At 47.3% G+C, this 17,626-nt stretch carries 17 protein-coding genes and 1 tRNA gene; 3 read left to right on the top strand and 15 right to left on the bottom strand.

Translation table 11 applies throughout. The features are described from left to right. Window positions 1-15: 15 nt before the first annotated feature. From ICV36_RS09445 to ICV36_RS09425, 5 genes are all read right to left on the bottom strand, one after another. The gene (locus tag ICV36_RS09445; protein ID WP_215400430.1) at window positions 16-660 is read right to left on the bottom strand and encodes a 50S ribosomal protein L25/general stress protein Ctc; all 645 of its coding nucleotides are present in this window, start codon (window positions 658-660) and stop codon (window positions 16-18) included. A gap of 136 nt (window positions 661-796) precedes the next feature. Next, window positions 797-1,762: a ribose-phosphate pyrophosphokinase gene (locus tag ICV36_RS09440; protein ID WP_371743200.1), complete on the bottom strand. Its 966-nt coding sequence runs from the start codon at window positions 1,760-1,762 to the stop codon at window positions 797-799. 54 nt (window positions 1,763-1,816) lie between these two features. Next, window positions 1,817-1,893, bottom strand: a tRNA-Gln gene (locus tag ICV36_RS09435). A gap of 5 nt (window positions 1,894-1,898) precedes the next feature. After that, window positions 1,899-2,777 carry a 4-(cytidine 5'-diphospho)-2-C-methyl-D-erythritol kinase gene (gene ispE, locus ICV36_RS09430; protein WP_371743225.1) on the bottom strand — a complete coding sequence of 293 codons (879 nt, stop codon included), beginning with the start codon at window positions 2,775-2,777 and terminating at the stop codon, window positions 1,899-1,901. Window positions 2,778-2,788: 11 nt separating this feature from the next. Then, the gene (locus ICV36_RS09425) at window positions 2,789-4,276 is read right to left on the bottom strand and encodes a lipoprotein insertase outer membrane protein LolB (RefSeq protein ID WP_215400428.1); all 1,488 of its coding nucleotides are present in this window, start codon (window positions 4,274-4,276) and stop codon (window positions 2,789-2,791) included. A gap of 35 nt (window positions 4,277-4,311) precedes the next feature. Here ICV36_RS09425 and mutM point away from each other — a divergent pair, with 35 nt between their 5' ends. Further along, window positions 4,312-5,148 carry a bifunctional DNA-formamidopyrimidine glycosylase/DNA-(apurinic or apyrimidinic site) lyase gene (mutM, locus tag ICV36_RS09420; RefSeq protein ID WP_215400427.1) on the top strand — a complete coding sequence of 279 codons (837 nt, stop codon included), beginning with the start codon at window positions 4,312-4,314 and terminating at the stop codon, window positions 5,146-5,148. Next, window positions 5,133-6,278: an A/G-specific adenine glycosylase gene (mutY, locus tag ICV36_RS09415; protein ID WP_215400426.1), complete on the top strand. Its 1,146-nt coding sequence runs from the start codon at window positions 5,133-5,135 to the stop codon at window positions 6,276-6,278. Before mutM ends, mutY begins: the two co-directional genes overlap by 16 nt. Here the strand turns inward: mutY and rapZ are convergent. The 9 genes from rapZ to ICV36_RS09370 all read right to left on the bottom strand — a co-directional run bounded on the left by rapZ (window position 6,223) and on the right by ICV36_RS09370 (window position 12,695). After that, window positions 6,223-7,113: an RNase adapter RapZ gene (gene rapZ, locus ICV36_RS09410; RefSeq protein ID WP_215400425.1), complete on the bottom strand. Its 891-nt coding sequence runs from the start codon at window positions 7,111-7,113 to the stop codon at window positions 6,223-6,225. The genes mutY and rapZ overlap by 56 nt on opposite strands. 3 nt (window positions 7,114-7,116) lie before the next feature. Further along, window positions 7,117-8,103 carry an HPr(Ser) kinase/phosphatase gene (gene hprK, locus ICV36_RS09405; RefSeq protein ID WP_215400424.1) on the bottom strand — a complete coding sequence of 329 codons (987 nt, stop codon included), beginning with the start codon at window positions 8,101-8,103 and terminating at the stop codon, window positions 7,117-7,119. After that, on the bottom strand, window positions 8,100-8,561 hold the full coding sequence (locus ICV36_RS09400) for a PTS sugar transporter subunit IIA (RefSeq protein ID WP_215400423.1): 462 nt from the start codon (window positions 8,559-8,561) through the stop codon (window positions 8,100-8,102). Before ICV36_RS09400 ends, hprK begins: the two co-directional genes overlap by 4 nt. Window positions 8,562-8,594: 33 nt before the next feature. After that, window positions 8,595-8,918, bottom strand: coding sequence for a ribosome hibernation-promoting factor, HPF/YfiA family (gene hpf / locus ICV36_RS09395; RefSeq protein ID WP_012358449.1), 324 nt, complete (start codon window positions 8,916-8,918; stop codon window positions 8,595-8,597). Between the two features lie 193 nt (window positions 8,919-9,111). Continuing rightward, a complete protein-coding gene (gene lptB / locus ICV36_RS09390) occupies window positions 9,112-9,879 on the bottom strand; it encodes an LPS export ABC transporter ATP-binding protein (protein WP_215400422.1) in 768 nt (255 codons plus the stop codon). Next, entirely contained in the window at window positions 9,876-10,439 is a 564-nt protein-coding gene (locus ICV36_RS09385; protein ID WP_251375000.1) for an LptA/OstA family protein, read from the bottom strand. The genes lptB and ICV36_RS09385 overlap by 4 nt, the downstream gene beginning before the upstream one ends. A gap of 10 nt (window positions 10,440-10,449) precedes the next feature. Beyond that, a complete protein-coding gene (gene lptC, locus ICV36_RS09380; RefSeq protein WP_215400420.1) occupies window positions 10,450-11,091 on the bottom strand; it encodes an LPS export ABC transporter periplasmic protein LptC in 642 nt (213 codons plus the stop codon). 3 nt (window positions 11,092-11,094) lie between these two features. Then, entirely contained in the window at window positions 11,095-11,667 is a 573-nt protein-coding gene (locus ICV36_RS09375; RefSeq protein ID WP_215400419.1) for an HAD family hydrolase, read from the bottom strand. 35 nt (window positions 11,668-11,702) lie between these two features. After that, window positions 11,703-12,695 carry an SIS domain-containing protein gene (locus tag ICV36_RS09370; protein WP_215400418.1) on the bottom strand — a complete coding sequence of 331 codons (993 nt, stop codon included), beginning with the start codon at window positions 12,693-12,695 and terminating at the stop codon, window positions 11,703-11,705. A gap of 11 nt (window positions 12,696-12,706) precedes the next feature. Between ICV36_RS09370 and ICV36_RS09365 the strand changes: the two genes are divergently transcribed. Beyond that, window positions 12,707-14,689: a monovalent cation:proton antiporter family protein gene (locus ICV36_RS09365; protein WP_215400417.1), complete on the top strand. Its 1,983-nt coding sequence runs from the start codon at window positions 12,707-12,709 to the stop codon at window positions 14,687-14,689. A gap of 32 nt (window positions 14,690-14,721) precedes the next feature. Here the strand turns inward: ICV36_RS09365 and uvrA are convergent, their stop codons facing one another. Continuing rightward, window positions 14,722-17,619, bottom strand: coding sequence for an excinuclease ABC subunit UvrA (gene uvrA / locus ICV36_RS09360; protein ID WP_215400416.1), 2,898 nt, complete (start codon window positions 17,617-17,619; stop codon window positions 14,722-14,724). Window positions 17,620-17,626: the final 7 nt, after the last annotated feature.

Here is a 17,626-nt window from a genome sequence, read left to right as displayed (position 1 = left end):
GATTTAGCTAATAAATTAAGCTTTATCCTTTGGTGCTTCAGCTGCAGGGGCAGCGGCAGCTGGTGCAGCAGGCGCATCTGTAGGCTCAGCAGCCTTAACTGCTGGGATACGTGCGTTTGCAAGCACTGGGTTCTCTTGCTCAACATGCAATACCAAGGTAACGCCTTTTGGCAATGCGATGTCTTTAGCATGAATACCGTGACCAACTTCAATCTTCGCTAAGTCCACTTCGATGAACTCTGGCAAGTCTGCTGGTAAGCAAGATACTTCGAGTTCAGTCATGATGTGGCTGATTACTGCGCCTTGCAATTTCACAGCTGCTGAAGTGTCAGCGTTTGTGAAGTGCAATGGAACGCGCATATGAACTTTCTCAGTCGCGGATACGCGTTGGAAGTCAATGTGCAATACCAATGGCTTAAATGGATGCATTTGGTAATCGCGCAACAACACTTTTTGTGTCTTGCCACCAATTTCCAAATCCAAAATAGATGAGTGAAATGCTTCCTTGCGGAGAGCATGGAATAACGCGTTATGGTCTAACTCGATGACCAAGGCTGGATCTTTACTACCGTAAACGATTCCCGGAGTTTTTCCGGAATTGCGCAGACGGCGGCTCGCACCCGTTCCCTGTACGCTTCTTTCAAAGGCTACAACTTTCATGATGAATTCCCTAGTTAAGGTTAATTTCCGTTCGCGACCAAACAGAAAAGCCTTCGATTATATCGTGGGAAAGGATGTTTTTGCCTACAAAAGGCTCAAAACTGCCAAAAACCGGGGTAAAACAGGGATTTTTGGCTTATTCAGCAAACATCGACATGACTGAATCACCTTTACTAATGCGGGAAAGGGTTTCAGCAAGGATGGGGGCAACGCTCAATTGGCGTATTTTGGATACTTTCATCGCCTCTGGGGTTAGAGGGATGGTGTCGGTAACAACCAATTCATCTAATTCGGAGGCGGCAATTCGGGCTACAGCACCGCCTGATAGAACGGCGTGAGTACAGTAGGCGGTAACACCCTTAGCGCCACGCTCTTTAAGCGCTTCAGCGGCTTTACAGAGGGTTCCACCGGTATCAATGATGTCATCCATGATGACGCAATGGCGACCTTCTACTTCGCCAATAAGGTGCATGACTTCAGATACATTGGCCTTAGGACGACGTTTATCAATAATCGCCAAATCGGTGCCTAATTGTTTGGCCATCGCGCGGGCGCGGACTACGCCGCCAATGTCTGGCGAAACAATGATGAGATCTTTTTTGGTTTTTTGTGCTTCCAGGTCAGCCAAAAGGACTGGGGAGGCATAGATGTTGTCTACCGGAATATCAAAGAAGCCCTGAATTTGATCGGCATGTAGGTCCATCGTCAGAACACGCTCGATGCCCGCGACGGACTGCAGCATATTGGCCACAATGCGAGCGGAGATCGCAACACGCGCTGAGCGTGGGCGACGGTCTTGACGGGCATACCCGAAGTAAGGAATCACGGCAGTGATACGGCTTGCAGATGCGCGCTTCAGGGCGTCAATCATGATCATGAGCTCCATCAAGCTGTCGTTAGTAGGCGCACAGGTTGATTGGATCACTACGACATTCTTGCCGCGGACATTTTCTTGAATTTCTACTTGAATCTCGCCATCGGAGAATCGGCCAACAAAGGCTTTCCCCATTGGGAGGTTGAGTTCTTTGGCTACAGCCTGCGCCAAAACGGGATTTGCGTTGCCTGTGAAAAGAGTCAATAAATCTGCGTTTATGGGGGACATAGTCTTAAGGGTTTTGTGGGGTCAAAAGGTTATCTTTATCGTTTCTACAGTCTTTGGCAGGGGAAGAAGGATTCGAACCTTCGCATGCTGGAATCAAAATCCAGTGCCTTAACCAGCTTGGCGATTCCCCTACAGGTCAATCTGAAGAAATCAAATTGTAAGCGGGATTTTTATTTAGCCCCCGAACAACCCGACCTACCCACCCTTTAGGAAGATTTTGAAGAAGATTTTCTAGTTTTGCGGTGTCAGTCTTAGGGTCTAAGACAGCAAAAACGCTACTTCCAGAACCAGACATTCGGGGCTGTGAGCCCGATACTGCCTGGGTAATCCAATCCAAAGCTTGCTTCACTTCTGGGCAAATCCGCATCGCAACGGCCTGACAATCATTTGATTGATATAGCGATGGCGATGCAAGAAAGCCATCAATTGTAATCTGAGCATGATCTCGGGTCAATTCCGGGTCTTGAAAAATACTAGCGGTGGCAATGCTCTGGCCTGGGAATATGACTAAAAAATCAGGGGTTTCGAGGGCAATTTCTTGAATTTTTTCGCCGATTCCCTCAACAAAGGCATTTTGGCCAAAAATGAAAAATGGGACATCGGCTCCTAGTTGTAAACCTAGCTCGCAGAGCGTTTGTTTGGGTAGGTTGAGATTCCAGAGGGCATTCAGTCCAATTAAAGTGGATGCTGCATCTGAAGAGCCGCCTCCCATACCTGCACCCATCGGGATTTCTTTTTGAAGATCGATTTCAACACCAGCAGTAATCTTGCAAAATTCTTTAAGTAAGTGTGCGGCACGGACCACCAAATCTTGTTCGGGCGCAACTCCAGGAATGGGATTTACTCGGTGCACTTCATTTTCAGGAATTCTTTTTAAGCGGAGTGTGTCACACCAATCAATCAATTGAAAAACAGATTGCAGTAGGTGATAGCCATCCGCTCTACGTCCAACGATATGCAAAAAAAGATTGAGCTTAGCCGGAGAGCGAAGCGTTAAATAATCAATGCTCACAATTGCTGTTTCGCTTAATCATTTGGACGATCAAACACTAGACGAATATCAATCGAGCCGATGTTTGAGCTGCGTGTCATGATGAGTTTTTCAAGTCGATTGGTATTACTCCATGTATATACCAAGTCCCAGCCATCTTGACTAATTTTACTTACCTGCCCTTTGGAGTTTCTATCAATACTTGCCTCACTGCCGGGGCGCACTTCACCTCTTAACCAATTCGATAAACCTCGAGCAGGCAGTGGTAGGCCCAAGGTGTTTTGTACTAGGGTATCTGCATCCACTTCGGTAACGACCTTGCCATCACTTTCGAGCGTAGCTTCACCAGGAGTAATCGTAATTTTTGCAATCGACCCACCCATGGGATTACGAATTTCCAGCACATCTTTTAATGCCTCTTGGGTTAAGGTAAAGCCACCAGAGCCGCCTTGGTTCTGCGATTCCGTTAGACCAATGACTTTGACGGCAAAGCGCCCATCCCATGAGCCTTTGGCTGCTTGATCATCTCTAGTCCAGTCGGGTTTAAAACGTTTAAGAGTTTCCTTTAGTGTTGGATTGTTGGCATCCAATTTTTGTCCTTGGCGCCACATCTCTTCTGCTTCAGCATGGCGATTCATGACCCATAACACTTCACCAGTGTGGGCTGCAATATCCGCTTCTGGTTTCATAGCAAATGCTTGTTGTAGTTGTTCTAAAGCAAGTGCATTTTTACCAAGACGAAAGTTCACCCACCCCAAGCTATCTAAAATAAAACTATCTTTTGGTGAGAGTTGGTGCGCTTTGCTAATAAGAGCATAGGCCTCAGGCAAATTGACATTTCGATCAGCTAAGGAGTAGCCCAGCGCATTAAGCGAATTCACATCATTGGGATTCTTGCGCAAAATATCACGCAGTGTTTTTTCCATAACATCAATACGACCAACCTTTTCAGCGGACATGGCATAGGTATAAAGCAGGCCAGGATCTTTCGGTGGAATCTTGACTGTAGATGCGATTTCATAAAAAGCGCGTAAGGCCTCAGACTCATCTTTTGCTTTCGCAAGCAATGCTTGCAATTGCAACAGTGTGTTTTCTTGTTTTGCCGGGGTCTGTTGACGTAATAAAGCGATGGCAGGCTTGACAGCATCTGTCCAACGGTTGCTTAGAATGAGTAGGGTCACCAAGACTTCTTTGGGCTTGGAATCTGCCGCTGGAGAGAGCTCATCCCAGGTCTTTGCGGCTTGCATCGCTAGATCTGGAGAACCGCCCGCAATAGCAATTTCCATCGCCCTTTGAGCCAATCTGGGATCTTTGTATTGGCGCGCCATTTCTAAATAGGTGTTGTAAGCCAAGCCGGCCTCACCCCGCTGAAGGGCGATTTCGGAAGCTAGTACTTCAAATACGGCTTCACCGGTTTGTAAGCCGTTTGGCTGCGGTTGCGCATGGGCTGATGAAAACACTCCACCAGCTAAAGCTGCCAGGAATAAACCCTGTAATAAAGGTTTTAGTCTGAATTTACTCATAAGCACATTCTAATCCGCGAATCTACAATCCATTTATGCCTGAACTCCCAGAAGTAGAAGTTACCCGATTAGGAATTGCTCCCCATCTTGAGGGGCGCAAAGTTAGTGCCGTCAAGATTATTGATGGACGCTTGCGTTGGCCTGTGCCCGCAAGTCTCTCTAAAATCTTGCCGGGGCAAAAAGTACATGCCATCAATAGACGGGGGAAGTATCTTTTATTAGAGATGGACACAGGTTATTTGCTGATTCATTTAGGCATGACTGGTACCTTACGTGTACTTCCAGGCTCCGATTCACTGAAGACTCATGATCGTGTTACGCTGGAGTTCGGTAAGTTGAGTTTGCGCTTGCATGACCCCCGAAAATTTGGCGCAGTCCTGTGGCACCTAAAATCAAAGGGGCCAATAGAAAAATTTTCGCTGCTACAGAAGTTGGGAGTAGAGCCATTTTCTCCAGAATTTTCTGGTGAGTTGGGCGCCGAAGTTTTGTACAGAGCTTCTCGTAAACGCAGTATTACTGTTAAACAGTTTCTTTTGGCGGGACAAGCCGTTGTTGGTGTCGGCAATATTTATTGTTCAGAAAGTTTGTTTGAGGCAGGCATTCATCCGGCCAAGGCAGCTGGTAAGCTCACTCGGCCACAATGCTCTCGTCTTGCGGTGGCCGTCAGATCCATACTAAAAAAAGCCATTGCTGCTGGCGGTAGTTCATTAAAAGATTTTGTGAATAGCGATGGTGATCCTGGGCACTTTATGGTTCAAACCAAAGTCTATGATCGCAAAGGGCTGCCGTGCAAAGTATGCGGAACCCCCATCAGCCAGATCGTGCAGGGCCAACGATCCACCTATTTCTGTTCCCAATGTCAAAAGCGCTAAGCAAAACCTTTGCGCCAAGGTTGATTGCTTGGCATGGTGTCAGCGGCCGCTCAGGCTTGCCGTGGCAAGATAATCGCGATCCCTATGCAGTTTGGGTATCAGAAATCATGTTGCAACAAACGCAGGTGGCTACGGTTCTTGAGCGTTACCCGCGCTTTATGAAACGTTTTCCAACGGTAAAAAAATTAGCTGCTGCAGGCGTTGATGAGGTATTGGCGGAGTGGGCTGGTTTGGGTTATTACTCTCGCGCCAGAAATCTACATGCTTGCGCAAAACAAGTGATGTCAGAATTTGGGGGCAAGTTTCCCAGCGACCCTGTTTTGCTCGAGCAACTGAAGGGCATAGGTCGCTCAACTGCAGGTGCTATTGCTGCTTTTGCATTTCATGAGCGAGCACCCATATTAGATGCCAATGTCAAACGGATCTTGGCGCGATTATTCGCGCTTGATGGCGCCATTCAAGATAAGGCTGTCAATGATCAGCTTTGGCAATTGGCAACGAATTTATTGCCGAACAAACCTGCCGATATGCCGGTGTACACACAGGCGCTGATGGACTTCGGTGCTACTTGGTGTACTTCTCGCAAACCAGTTTGTTTGGGCTCTGAAAAGAAGTGCCCGTTTGCCAAAGATTGCCAGGCAAATTTAAGCGATCAAGTTCTTTTGCTGCCGCAAAAAACCAAGAAGACAAAATCGCCTGAATTCGACTGCACTATGTTATTGATGCGTGCGGGTAATTCTGTCCTTTTGCAAAAGCGCCCTAGCAAAGCTATTTGGGGTGGGCTTTGGTCTTTGCCTGAAGGGTCTTGGACTCCCAGGGTGTCACCTGCGCAGAAATTGGAGTTAAGTCTTCAAGAGTTGTTTTCCATAACCTTACCAGACGAAAAGGCTGCAGCACTTGTAAAAGCTAATAAATCTATTGGGCAAGTTGAGGAAATTAAACATGTCTTTACGCATCGCCGCTTATGGATGCAGATTTGGCAGACAAGCTCATCTAGGGAGTTGAGCTTTATAAGTCCAGATCTGAAGTGGGTGCCCTTGAGCCAGTTGGGGCGTTACGGCTTGCCGCAGCCGATTAAGATTTTGCTGCAGGGATTGAGTCTAGTTCGCGATGGCGATTCAAAAAACTAAGCTGCAAGTCAATAAAGTCTTTTTGGGCACGGAAATGTTCACCCAAACGATTGACTAGGTAAACAGAGCGGTGTTGGCCACCAGTGCAGCCAATAGCAACTGTTAAATAGCTACGACCATCGGCAATGTAATGGGGCAACCATTTGTTAATAAATTGGGTGATATCCGTTTCCATGCTTACCACCTCAGGAATTTTTTCGAGAAATTCTTTGACTGGTTTGTCGTTACCAGTGAGAGGCCTTAATACCTTGTCATAGTGCGGATTGGGCAGGCAGCGCACATCAAATACCAAGTCCGCTTCACTGGGAACGCCTTTTTTAAAGCCGAATGATTCAAAAACAACGGTGAGGCCTACAGGCTTATCTTTGAGGAGGTCTTGAATCCACGAGCGTAGGGCATGGGCTGGGAGGTTGCTAGTATCGATGCTGTGGGCTTGGGCACGGAGAGGTTCCAGCAAATTACGCTCTTTATCAATTGCTTCAATAAGCGTCGCTGATTGAGATTGCTTGGCGTTGCTGGATAGTGGGTGGCGTCGTCGAGTCTCCGAAAAGCGTTGCACCAGAGTATTGGTATCAGCATTTAAGAAAACTACCCGTACTTGATGGTGTTTGCGTAAGTTCTCGAGAGTTGATGGCAGGTTGGCAATAGATTGCCCACGACGAGCGTCTATAGCAACGGCAACTTGTGCGCAATTTTCTTTTTCAAGAGTGGAGATGAGGTTTTCTAGGAGTGAGACCGGAAGATTATCTACGCAGTCATAGCCTGCATCCTCGAAGGCTCTCAGGGCCACTGATTTACCCGAGCCTGAGATTCCGGTAATCAGATTAATCTGCATGGCTTAAAGTAAGCGACCTTGTGACTTGATATTGTCTGCTTCGGCATTCATCTGAATGCGTTGACGCTCAATAAACTCTTTTAAGGTGTCGATGCCGCGCAATTGCAAAATCGTATTGCGCACAGCTGCCTCAACTAATACCGCCAAGTTGCGGCCTGCAGCAACCTGAATTTTGACTGTACGAATAGGAATACCCAAAACATCAACATGCTGGGCCTCCAAAGGCAGGCGCTCAAATTCACCATCGGTCCTGCGAACCAATTGAACAATCAGCCGCAGCTTTAATTTGCGGCGCACTGCAGTTTCACCAAAGATCGTACGAATATCTAATAAGCCTAGGCCACGAACTTCAAGGAGGTTGCGTAAGATTACGGGGCAGCGACCTTCGATGTAATCGGGTCCGAGACGTGCAAAGTCAACGGCATCGTCTGCTACTAATCCGTGCCCACGAGAAATCAATTCGAGACCTAATTCACTTTTGCCAAGGCCAGATTCACCGGTGAGGAGGACGCCTAAACCCAAGATGTCCATAAAGACACCATGCATTGTGATTTGAGGTGCACCAATTTTGGTGAGGTAAGTGCGTAAATGGTCAATGACTTCCGCAGCAGAAATTGCCGTGGTGAATAAAGGTGTTGAGGAGCGCTGGCAGAATAATTGCAAGTCTGAATCTGCGCTTTTACCATCGGCCACAATGACACAAGGTGGCGTCTTCGATATTAGACTTGCAATTTGCTCTTGTCTTTGTTTTGGCTCTAGAGCAGCGTGGTAGTCAACTTCTTGTTCGCCAAAGATTTGAATTCGGCTCGGGTGAATGAGGTTTAAGTGACCTACTAAGTCTGAGCTGGCAGCGGCAGCTTTAACTGCCTCAGGCGGAAAAGTGCGGTCGGCACCTTCAAGGCCGCCTATCCAAGATAGTTTTAATTCTGAAACATTGTCATCAAAAATCTGCTGAGCAGTTACTCCGTCTAAGAGTAATGGCTGTGTCATTTTGCTGTGCCCCAGCGTTGTAACAGTTCGCAAACTTTCACAGGGTCTGCTGCGGTGGATAGAGTCTGACGAGCGTCGGCATCAGATAGGAGCTGGGCAATCGAAGACAAAATTTCTAGATGCTGTTGAGTTGCTTTTTCTGGCACCAATAAAAAAATCAGAACAGACACAGGGTCATTGTCAGGCGCAGCAAAATCAATTGGCGCTTGCAATCTCATAAACGCAGCGCTAGGGCTTTTTAAGCCTTTGACGCGGCCATGAGGTATGGCTACACCGGCACCGAGTGCGGTAGAGCCTAAATTCTCACGTGCATTGAGGAATTCAACCACAGCGCTTGCCCCAATACCAGTTTGTTTGGCGAACAACTCTCCAGCGGCTGCAAATGCATCAGCCCTGCTTTTGGCAGGGACATCCAATGCAATGCAGTCGGGGGTAAATAGATTAGTCAGGGCATTCATGTGAATTGATTATAGGTGTCCCGACGAGATCGCTCACTCAAAATGCTTTTCGTGATGATGATCCTGGATTTTTTCTTTGTGTTTGACAACTTGACGCTCGAGTTTATCAACCACTGCATCCATGGCGTGATAGAGATCTGCGTTGTGCGCTTCAGCGAACAAATCCTTGCCTTTTAGGTGAATCGTGATCTCGGCACTCTGACGGAGATCCTTTTCTTTGGCCTTATCTACTACCAAGAAGGCGGACGCATCAATGACGTGATCGAAGTGCTTACGAATTTTGGCCAATCCTGCCTCGAGATGAGAGCGCATGGCAGGGGTAACTTCCACATGACGGCTATTAATTTTCAAATTCATTAGCGACTCCTTTTATAGATGCTATAGATGCGTGCGCAAAGTCATACCTGGGGTGCGCAGCAAGCCCCTGTAATTTTTTGAACTGTTTTTTTTGGAAAATAAACCATGAGCCTCCAGCGTATCAGCGAATTTGCTGAAAACCAAGAGGGGAATGCAATTTTTATTACATAAAAGGCTGAGAGCCTTGCTGGGCTTACATCCGGAAGTTTTCGCCCAGATAGACTCTTCTGACTGCATCGTTCTGAATAATCTGATCTGGCTTCCCTTCGGCCAATACGCTGCCTTCGCTGATGATGTAAGCATGATCGCAGATGCCTAGGGTTTCGCGGACATTATGGTCGGTAATGAGGACCCCAATTTGACGGTCGCGCAAGAAACGCACAATCCTTTGAATTTCCCCAACGGCAATAGGGTCAACTCCAGCAAAAGGTTCATCTAGCAAGATAAATTTTGGCTGGGAAGCTAAAGCCCTGGCAATTTCTACTCGCCTGCGCTCTCCACCTGAAAGAGAAAGGGCTGGATTATTGCGTAGGTGGCTAATTTGGAGCTCCCCCAAAAGCTCATCTAAACGACTGGCGATCTCGGCTTTGCTGAGGGGTTTGCCACCTTGAACTTGAAGCTCTAGAACGGCTTGGATATTTTCAGCGACATTTAGCTTTCTAAACACGGAAGCCTCTTGCGGTAGATAAGATAGACCCATACGTGCGCGTTCATGAATGGGCAGATGTGTGATGTCGGTGCCATCCAAAACAATATTTCCACCATCTAGCGGAACTAGTCCAACAATCATGTAGAACGAAGTGGTTTTGCCTGCTCCATTGGGGCCGAGCAAGCCTACAACTTCTCCGCATCGAACTTGTACAGATACATCGCGAACCACAGTTCTTGAGCCATAACGTTTTTGTAAGTTATGGGCGCTGAGCGTTGGTACATTGCTGGCTTGAGTTAGATCCGATGTCATTTCTCTAATGTTGCTTTTCGTCTTGGTGAAAGGATAGCTCTGGCTAAGGGCAGATCATCTGGCTTTGCATCTTTGGGAGGCGCGACCCGATAGTACTGTTTTACATCATCGTACTCAATTTTCCAGCCCTTCAATTGATCAAGCATTTGCATGTTCAGCAGGCGCTTTAGGCTGGCATCTCCAGTAATCGTAAGGAGTTCTGTCTTGGCGTCGTAAGTAACTTGGGCCCCATGTCCCTGCATGAATTCATCGGGGATGCCTTCACGACGTTGCCTAAAGCTCGCGACGGATTCAGGTGTGCCACTGACATCGACAAACTCATAACCCTCTGGATCAACTGCAATGTGACCATCTTCACCAGTCACAATGATGCTGCCTTTAATCAGCAATACTTGACCATTGAGGTCGTAGACTTGCTTCACATCATTCACAGAAACTTTTTCTGCTTCCAAGATGACGGGCTTATCTTGATCTGCTTTTTCAGCGTGCACAAAAGAAGTGATGGTGAGACCAAGTACGAGATAGCTAAGTAGAGTGACACGAGTCAGCGAGTAATTCATCGGAAGCATTTTATGGATTGCTCCGTGGCGCACGTTCAATGCGTCCTTTGACTTGACCATTCAACACCATGCTTTGTTCAATATTGTTAAACACGCCACCCTCAGTAGAGTGCATGATCGACATTCCTTGTTCAAGCGTAATTGGCCTGTCTGTTTCAACAATGTCATCATTAATGAGTACTTTGAAATAGCTAGAACTAGCCAGCATTCTTAAGGTTGCTGGTTGAGATGCGCTGGCTGCTTGAGCTGGTCGAAAGATGCTGGCGTTATCGTATAAATCTAGGATAGTGAGGTCGCCATCAAGATGCCCTGTATCTGACTTGACAGTTACCGGCGCTTTCTCGGGTTGGAATAAGCGCATGCGAGGCGTTAGGATATCGATAGAGGCATCATCGTCATAGTGGGTCACTTTGACGCCCAGGATTCGATATTTAGTGTTGCCCAGTTCATTAAGGGCAGAAAGCGCACCATCCTTAATCGTGTAGTCAGGCTCATGAAGTCGCACGCGCTCAAGCGCTGATTTTTCTGGCGGCGCATTTTTTTGTACAAACCAAAAAGTTGCCAGTGTGAGTGCCCCCATCAGAATCAACGGCATGAGACGCAAAAAGGCGCGACCAATACTGAGTTTGATGTGTTGAGGGTTTAGTTGCATGTCTTAGCTACGAGCTTTACTTAATAATTCTTCGTAGTGATTTTGTGCTTTCAGAATCAGGTCACATACTTCGCGGACTGCGCTATTGCCGCCATTGCGGGTCGTTACTAAATGAGCAAATTCTTTAACAGCCTCATGACCTTGTGCGGGACAAATGCGCAAACCCGCATTCTTCATCATTTGCATGTCTGGCCAGTCGTCACCCATAACAGCGCAATCTGCTGAAGTGAGTCCTAAGGATTTAGTGACCTCTGCCAATGCAATGGCTTTATTTTCAACACCCATGTGAACGTGTTTAATCCCAAGCTCTTCGCAGCGTGCCAAGACCATTTTGGAATTTCTGCCAGTGATGATGGCAGTGGGAATGCCACATTGCTCCAATAATTTAATACCCAATCCATCTTGAATATCAAACGCTTTTAAAGACTCTTTACCATCAGCGCCAATCCAAACTTGTCCGTTTGTTAAAACACCATCAACATCCAAAACTAGGAGCTTCACATGACCTGCGCGCTCCCAAGCTTGAGGGTGTTGCGCCAGAGGGTTAGTGTTGTGGGTATTAAAGGCGCTAGGCATATAGGGGCAGCTCGATTGCGTATGAAATTAAATGACTAAATCACTTTTGCTGCAAATAAATCATGCAGATTTAAGGCGCCTAGCAAGTGTCCTTTGTCATCAGTCACCACTAGATGATTGATGCGATGTTTTTCCATCATCTCAATCGCTTCTTCAGCAAGTAGTTCTGCTGGAATAGTGCGAGGGTCGGCAGTAGTGGCACTCTCGAGTTTGATGCCGTCAAGATTAGTTGTTTTTTCTAGAAGGCGACGTAAGTCTCCATCAGTCAGTATGCCAAACACTTTTTTATTGGCATCCAGAATAACCACCATGCCCATCCGCTTGGACGTCATCTCTAACAAGGCGTCTTGTAGGGAGGCGTCGATAGAAATCTTTGGGGTATCTGCAAGACTGCGCATGACTTCACTCACATGCATCAGTTGTTTGCGACCGAGTCTGCCGCCTGGGTGAGAGCGAATGAAGTCTTCTGCCTCAAAACCGCGAGCATCTAGTAAGGCAACCGCTAGTGCATCACCCATTGCTAAAGCTGCAGTAGTGCTAGTGGTGGGTGCAAGATTTAAAGGGCATGCTTCTTTTTCTACGCTGGTATCTAAATGAGCATCAGCCAACTTGGCCAGAGAAGAATTTGGAGCGCCAGTCAGAGCAATGAGTTTTGCGCCGGTGCGTTTGACAATTGGAACGATGGTAAGAAGCTCGTCGGTCTCTCCAGAATTGGAGAGCGCGACAAAAACATCGTCTCTTGTAACCATGCCTAAATCACCATGGCTGGCTTCTGCAGGGTGTACAAAAAAGGCGGGGGAGCCTGTGGAGGCGAAGGTGGCGGCAATTTTGCGGGCAATATGCCCCGATTTGCCGATTCCAGAAACGACGATTCTGCCCTTGCAGCCATGTAAAAGCTCAACCGCCAGGACGAGAGCATCCGCATTGGCGCCCTCAAGGCGATCACGCATGGTTTGCAGTGCAGCAGCCTCAATAGTGAGGGTGTCGCGCGCAAGCTTTAGGGTACGTTCACGAGTCTTAGCTATCATCGAGTAAGTATATGCCGTCAGTCCTTCAATTAACCCTCATTCTCCTGGCCTCGGGTGTGGCCGGAGTGGTTATTTTCCGCTATTTTGGCTTACCCCCTATTTTGGGCTATTTGGCCATTGGCGTACTGATTGGCCCCCATGCCTTTGGTTTGGCAAACGATTCGGCTACGGTGAAGTATTTGGCTGAATTCGGGGTGGTTTTTTTGATGTTCTCGATTGGTCTGGAGTTTAACCTGCATAAATTGCGGGCAATGCGAGCTATCGTATTTGGGCTTGGTGGCAGCCAAGTCATTCTGACAATGCTGTTGGCGATCCCAGCTAGCTTATTAATGAATTGGATTTATCCCATCTCTTGGCACGCTGCGATTGCTTTGGGTGGTGCGCTGGCAATGTCATCGACCGCAATTGTGACCAAGCTGATTTCTGATCGTGCTGAATTAGAGACTGAACACGGTCGCAATGTAGTAGGTATTTTGTTATTCCAAGATTTGGCCGTGGTCTTCTTATTGATCTTATTGCCATCGCTTGGAAAAAATCCTTCAGACTTATTTGTTGCACTTACTGCAGCCTCGATCAAAATCACAGTAGCTTTGGTATTGATTTTCTTTATCGGCCAAAGCTTGATGAGTCATTGGTTTAGGTTGGTTGCTAAGTTGCGTTCACAAGAGTTATTCATGTTGAATCTCTTGTTGATCGTGTTGGGCATGGCGGGATTGACTGAGCACTTTGGCTTATCGTTGGCGCTAGGTGCGTTCTTAGCGGGCATGTTGATTTCTGAAACACCGTATCGACATCAGGTAGAGGAGGATGTCAAACCGTTCCGCGATGTCTTGCTAGGTCTCTTCTTTATAACGATTGGCATGCTGCTCGATTTCAATGTAATTGGTGAGCAGTGGATGCTTGTCTTGGCTTTATTAGTTGGCCCACTGGTCTTTAAATTTGGACTTATCGCGCTTCTGTCAAGGGCGTTTGGTTCAAGTCCTGGCATCTCTATTAGAACTGGCTTGTGCTTGGCTCAGGCAGGTGAATTTGGCTTTGTGTTACTCAATCAAATTGATGGTTTGGATTTAATTGATCCGACTTTGAGTCAGGCGGTGCTAGCGGCCATGTTGATCTCGATGTTTTGCGCGCCCTTCCTAATTGAATATAGCGACCGTATTGCGATGCGTTTTTCTAGTAATGAGTGGTTGCTGCAATCACTTGCGCTGACTCGCGTTGCCGCCAAGAGTGTGCGTAATGAAAACCATGTAGTCATTTGCGGCTTTGGTCGTTCTGGCCAAAGTTTAGCCCGCATGCTTGACCAAGAAAAGATTCCTTACATCGCTTTAGATTTAGATCCCGATCGTGTTAAAGAGGCGGCTGCTGCTGGCGACAATGTGGTGTATGGCGATGCCAGCCGTGAAAATTATTTGGTTGCTGCAGGCCTTTCAAGAGCAAAGGCAGTGGTGATTACTTATGCTGATACTGCCGCAAGCATGCGTGTTCTTCGTCAAGTGGAGCACTTGCGTCCAGGGATGACTGTATTAGTGCGTACTAGAGATGATGCGGATATTGCCAAGTTACAGGCTGCTGGGGCTACAGAAGTCGTACCCGAACTCATTGAAGGCAGCTTAATGATTGCCTCACATGTTCTGCTGATCATGGGGGTGCCCATGCGTAAGGTGGTGCGGCGCATAACAACCGCAAGGGAAGAGCGTTATAGCTTGTTACGAGGTTACTTTCGCGGATCGGCAGACGATGACTTTGGCTCGAATGAATCCTGGCGCTTACATGCCATTACTCTGTTGCCGCATTCGCAGGCGATTGGTAAAACCCTGGGTGAGCTTGACCTAGACAAAGAGGGCGTCAATGTTCAGGCTGTCCGTCGTAAAGGTCGAAACGCTGACTATGTGAAGCTAGACCCCGCCCCAGATCTCATACTTGAGGCTAATGATATTTTGGTGATCTCAGGTAATTCAGAGGCAACGGATTTAGCCGAAGCTAAATTGCTCTGAGATCATTCTTGCAAGGCCTCAAGCTTTAATGCTTACTTTTTCTTTTTGCTTGCTGCAGGCGTAGAAGTTTTGCGAGTGAGCAAAGGTGCTAAGTAGTGGCCCGTAAAGCTGACTTCATTCTTCGCAACATCCTCTGGCGTGCCAGTAGCAATAATTTGTCCGCCACCTGCTCCGCCTTTTGGTCCTAAGTCAATAATCCAGTCAGCCGTTTTAATGACATCAAGGTTGTGCTCAATGATGACAATTGTGTTGCCCTGCTTCTTGAGTGTTTGGATGACTGATAGTAATAACTGAATGTCATGGAAATGCAATCCAGTAGTCGGTTCGTCTAGGATGTACAAGGTTCTGCCGGTGTCGCGCTTAGAGAGCTCAAGCGAGAGTTTTACGCGTTGTGCTTCTCCACCAGAGAGGGTGGTGGCACTTTGTCCAAGCTTTACATAACCCAGACCTACATCTAGCAATGTTTTGAGTTTGCGTTTAACTACAGGGACTGCTTCAAAAAACTCATGGGCTTGTTCAATAGTCATCGACAGCACTTCATGAATATTCTTACCTTTGTAGCGAATATCTAAAGTCTCGCGGTTATAACGCTTGCCATGACAAACATCGCATGGCACATAAACGTCGGGCAAGAAATGCATTTCTACTTTGAGAACACCATCGCCTTCACAAGAATCACAGCGACCGCCTTTAACGTTAAAGGAAAAGCGACCTGCCTCATAGCCTCGTTCACGTGATGCAGGAACGCCGGCAAAGAGCTCTCTAATCGGAGTAAATAGCCCTGTGTAGGTTGCAGGATTAGAGCGTGGAGTTCTGCCGATCGGAGATTGATCAACACTAATTACCTTATCGAAGTGCTCTAAACCCTTGATCGCATCGTGTGCTGCAGGTTCTGTATTCGAGCCGTAAAGATGTTGTGCAACGGCATGATGGAGAGTGTCGTTAATCAAGGTAGATTTACCGGAACCCGATACACCTGTAACGCAAGTTAACAAGCCAACTGGAATCTTGGCGTGTACAGATTGCAGATTATTACCACGTGCACCGATGATTTCTAGGAAGCGATCATTTACAGGAATTCGTTTTTCTGGAACCGCAATCGCTTCTCGGCTAGCAAGATAGGCGCCAGTTAAGGAGTTCGTGTTTGCCTCAACTTCTGTAGGTGTGCCTTGTGCGACCACTTCACCGCCATGAACGCCCGCACCAGGGCCAATATCGATTACCCAGTCAGAGGCGCGGATCATGTCTTCATCGTGCTCAACTACCAAAACACTATTGCCCAAATCGCGTAAGTGCTTCAGGGTTCCAATCAAGCGATCGTTATCACGTTGATGGAGGCCAATAGAAGGTTCATCTAAAACATACATCACACCCGTTAAGCCAGAGCCAATCTGGCTTGCGAGGCGTATACGCTGTGCTTCACCGCCAGACAGGGTGTCGGCACTGCGCTCCAGCGAGAGGTAGTCAAGGCCTACGTCATTTAAGAAGCGTAGGCGTGCACTGATCTCCTTAACAATTTTGTCGGCGATTTCTCGTTTAGCGCCCTTGAGTTCAAGCGCTTCAAAATATTCTTTAGCTTCTTTGAGTGGCAGTGCGCTAATTTCATAAATAGCACGTGATTGTTTCTTTTCACCAACTTTGACAAAGCGAGCTTCTTTACGTAAGCGGCTACCGTTGCATTCTGGGCAAGTTTGTACGTTCTGATAGCGTGACAATTCTTCACGCACTGTCATCGAATCGGTTTCGCGATAGCGTCTTTCAAAGTTGGCAACAATCCCTTCAAAAGCATGTTCGCGAATACTGTTTTTGCCGCGTTCATTGATGTACTCAAACGGAATAGTGACATCACCGGATCCCAGCAGAATGAGATCTTGCTGCTTCTTGTTCAGAGTCTCAAATGGCTTCTCTACATCAAAGCCACCATGCTTAGCTAGTGTCTGAAGTAGTTTGAAATAAAACTGATTACGACGATCCCAGCCCTTAATAGCACCTGATGCTAGCGATAAATCGGGATGAGCAACAATTCTTTTTGGATCAAAGAAGGACTGGTGGCCAAGGCCGTCACACGATGGACAGGCACCCATCGGATTATTAAAGGAGAAGAGGCGAGGCTCTAATTCTTGTAATGAATATGAACATACTGGGCAAGCAAACTTGCTCGAGAAAATCATCTCTTTGCCTGAATCCATATCCACGATCATGGCCTTACCATCGGCAAGACGTAATGCAGTTTCAAAGGATTCTGCTAAACGTTGCTGAATATCGGGTCGCACTTTAATGCGATCTACTACGACTTCAATTGAGTGCTTATCGTTTTTCTTTAGGGTGGGTAGATGATCTACTTCAAAGATTTCCGCCTTAGCAGCGTTAGCTGCGCCACCGCCAGAGCGTACCCGAAAGCGCACAAAGCCCTGTGCTTGCAGATCTTGGAAGAGATCAATGAATTCGCCTTTGCGCTCGCTGACAACGGGGGCCAAGACCATCAACTTTGTATCTTCTGGCATCGACAAAACGGTGTCGACCATTTGAGAGACGCTTTGTGCCTCTAATGGAAGATCGTGGTCTGGGCAATGCGGCGTGCCTGCGCGCGCAAACAACAAACGTAAGTAATCATGAATTTCAGTAACGGTGCCTACGGTTGAGCGCGGGTTATGGCTAGTCGCCTTTTGTTCAATCGAAATCGCTGGTGAAAGTCCTTCAATCGTGTCGACATCCGGCTTTTCCATGAGTTGCAAAAACTGACGGGCATAAGCTGAGAGAGATTCAACATAGCGGCGTTGACCTTCTGCATACAGGGTGTCAAAAGCCAACGAGCTTTTGCCTGAACCCGATAGACCGGTAAGTACGACAAGTTTCTCTCTAGGAATGTCTAGATTGATGTTTTTGAGGTTGTGGGTGCGTGCACCGCGGATCTTGATTTCGTTATTCATGATTTTT

The organism is Polynucleobacter sp. MWH-UH35A (assembly GCF_018687075.1).
Taxonomy (GTDB): Bacteria; Pseudomonadota; Gammaproteobacteria; order Burkholderiales; family Burkholderiaceae; genus Polynucleobacter.
The sequence above is the reverse complement of the archived record's forward strand: the minus strand, read 5'-3'. Positions and strand labels throughout refer to the sequence as shown.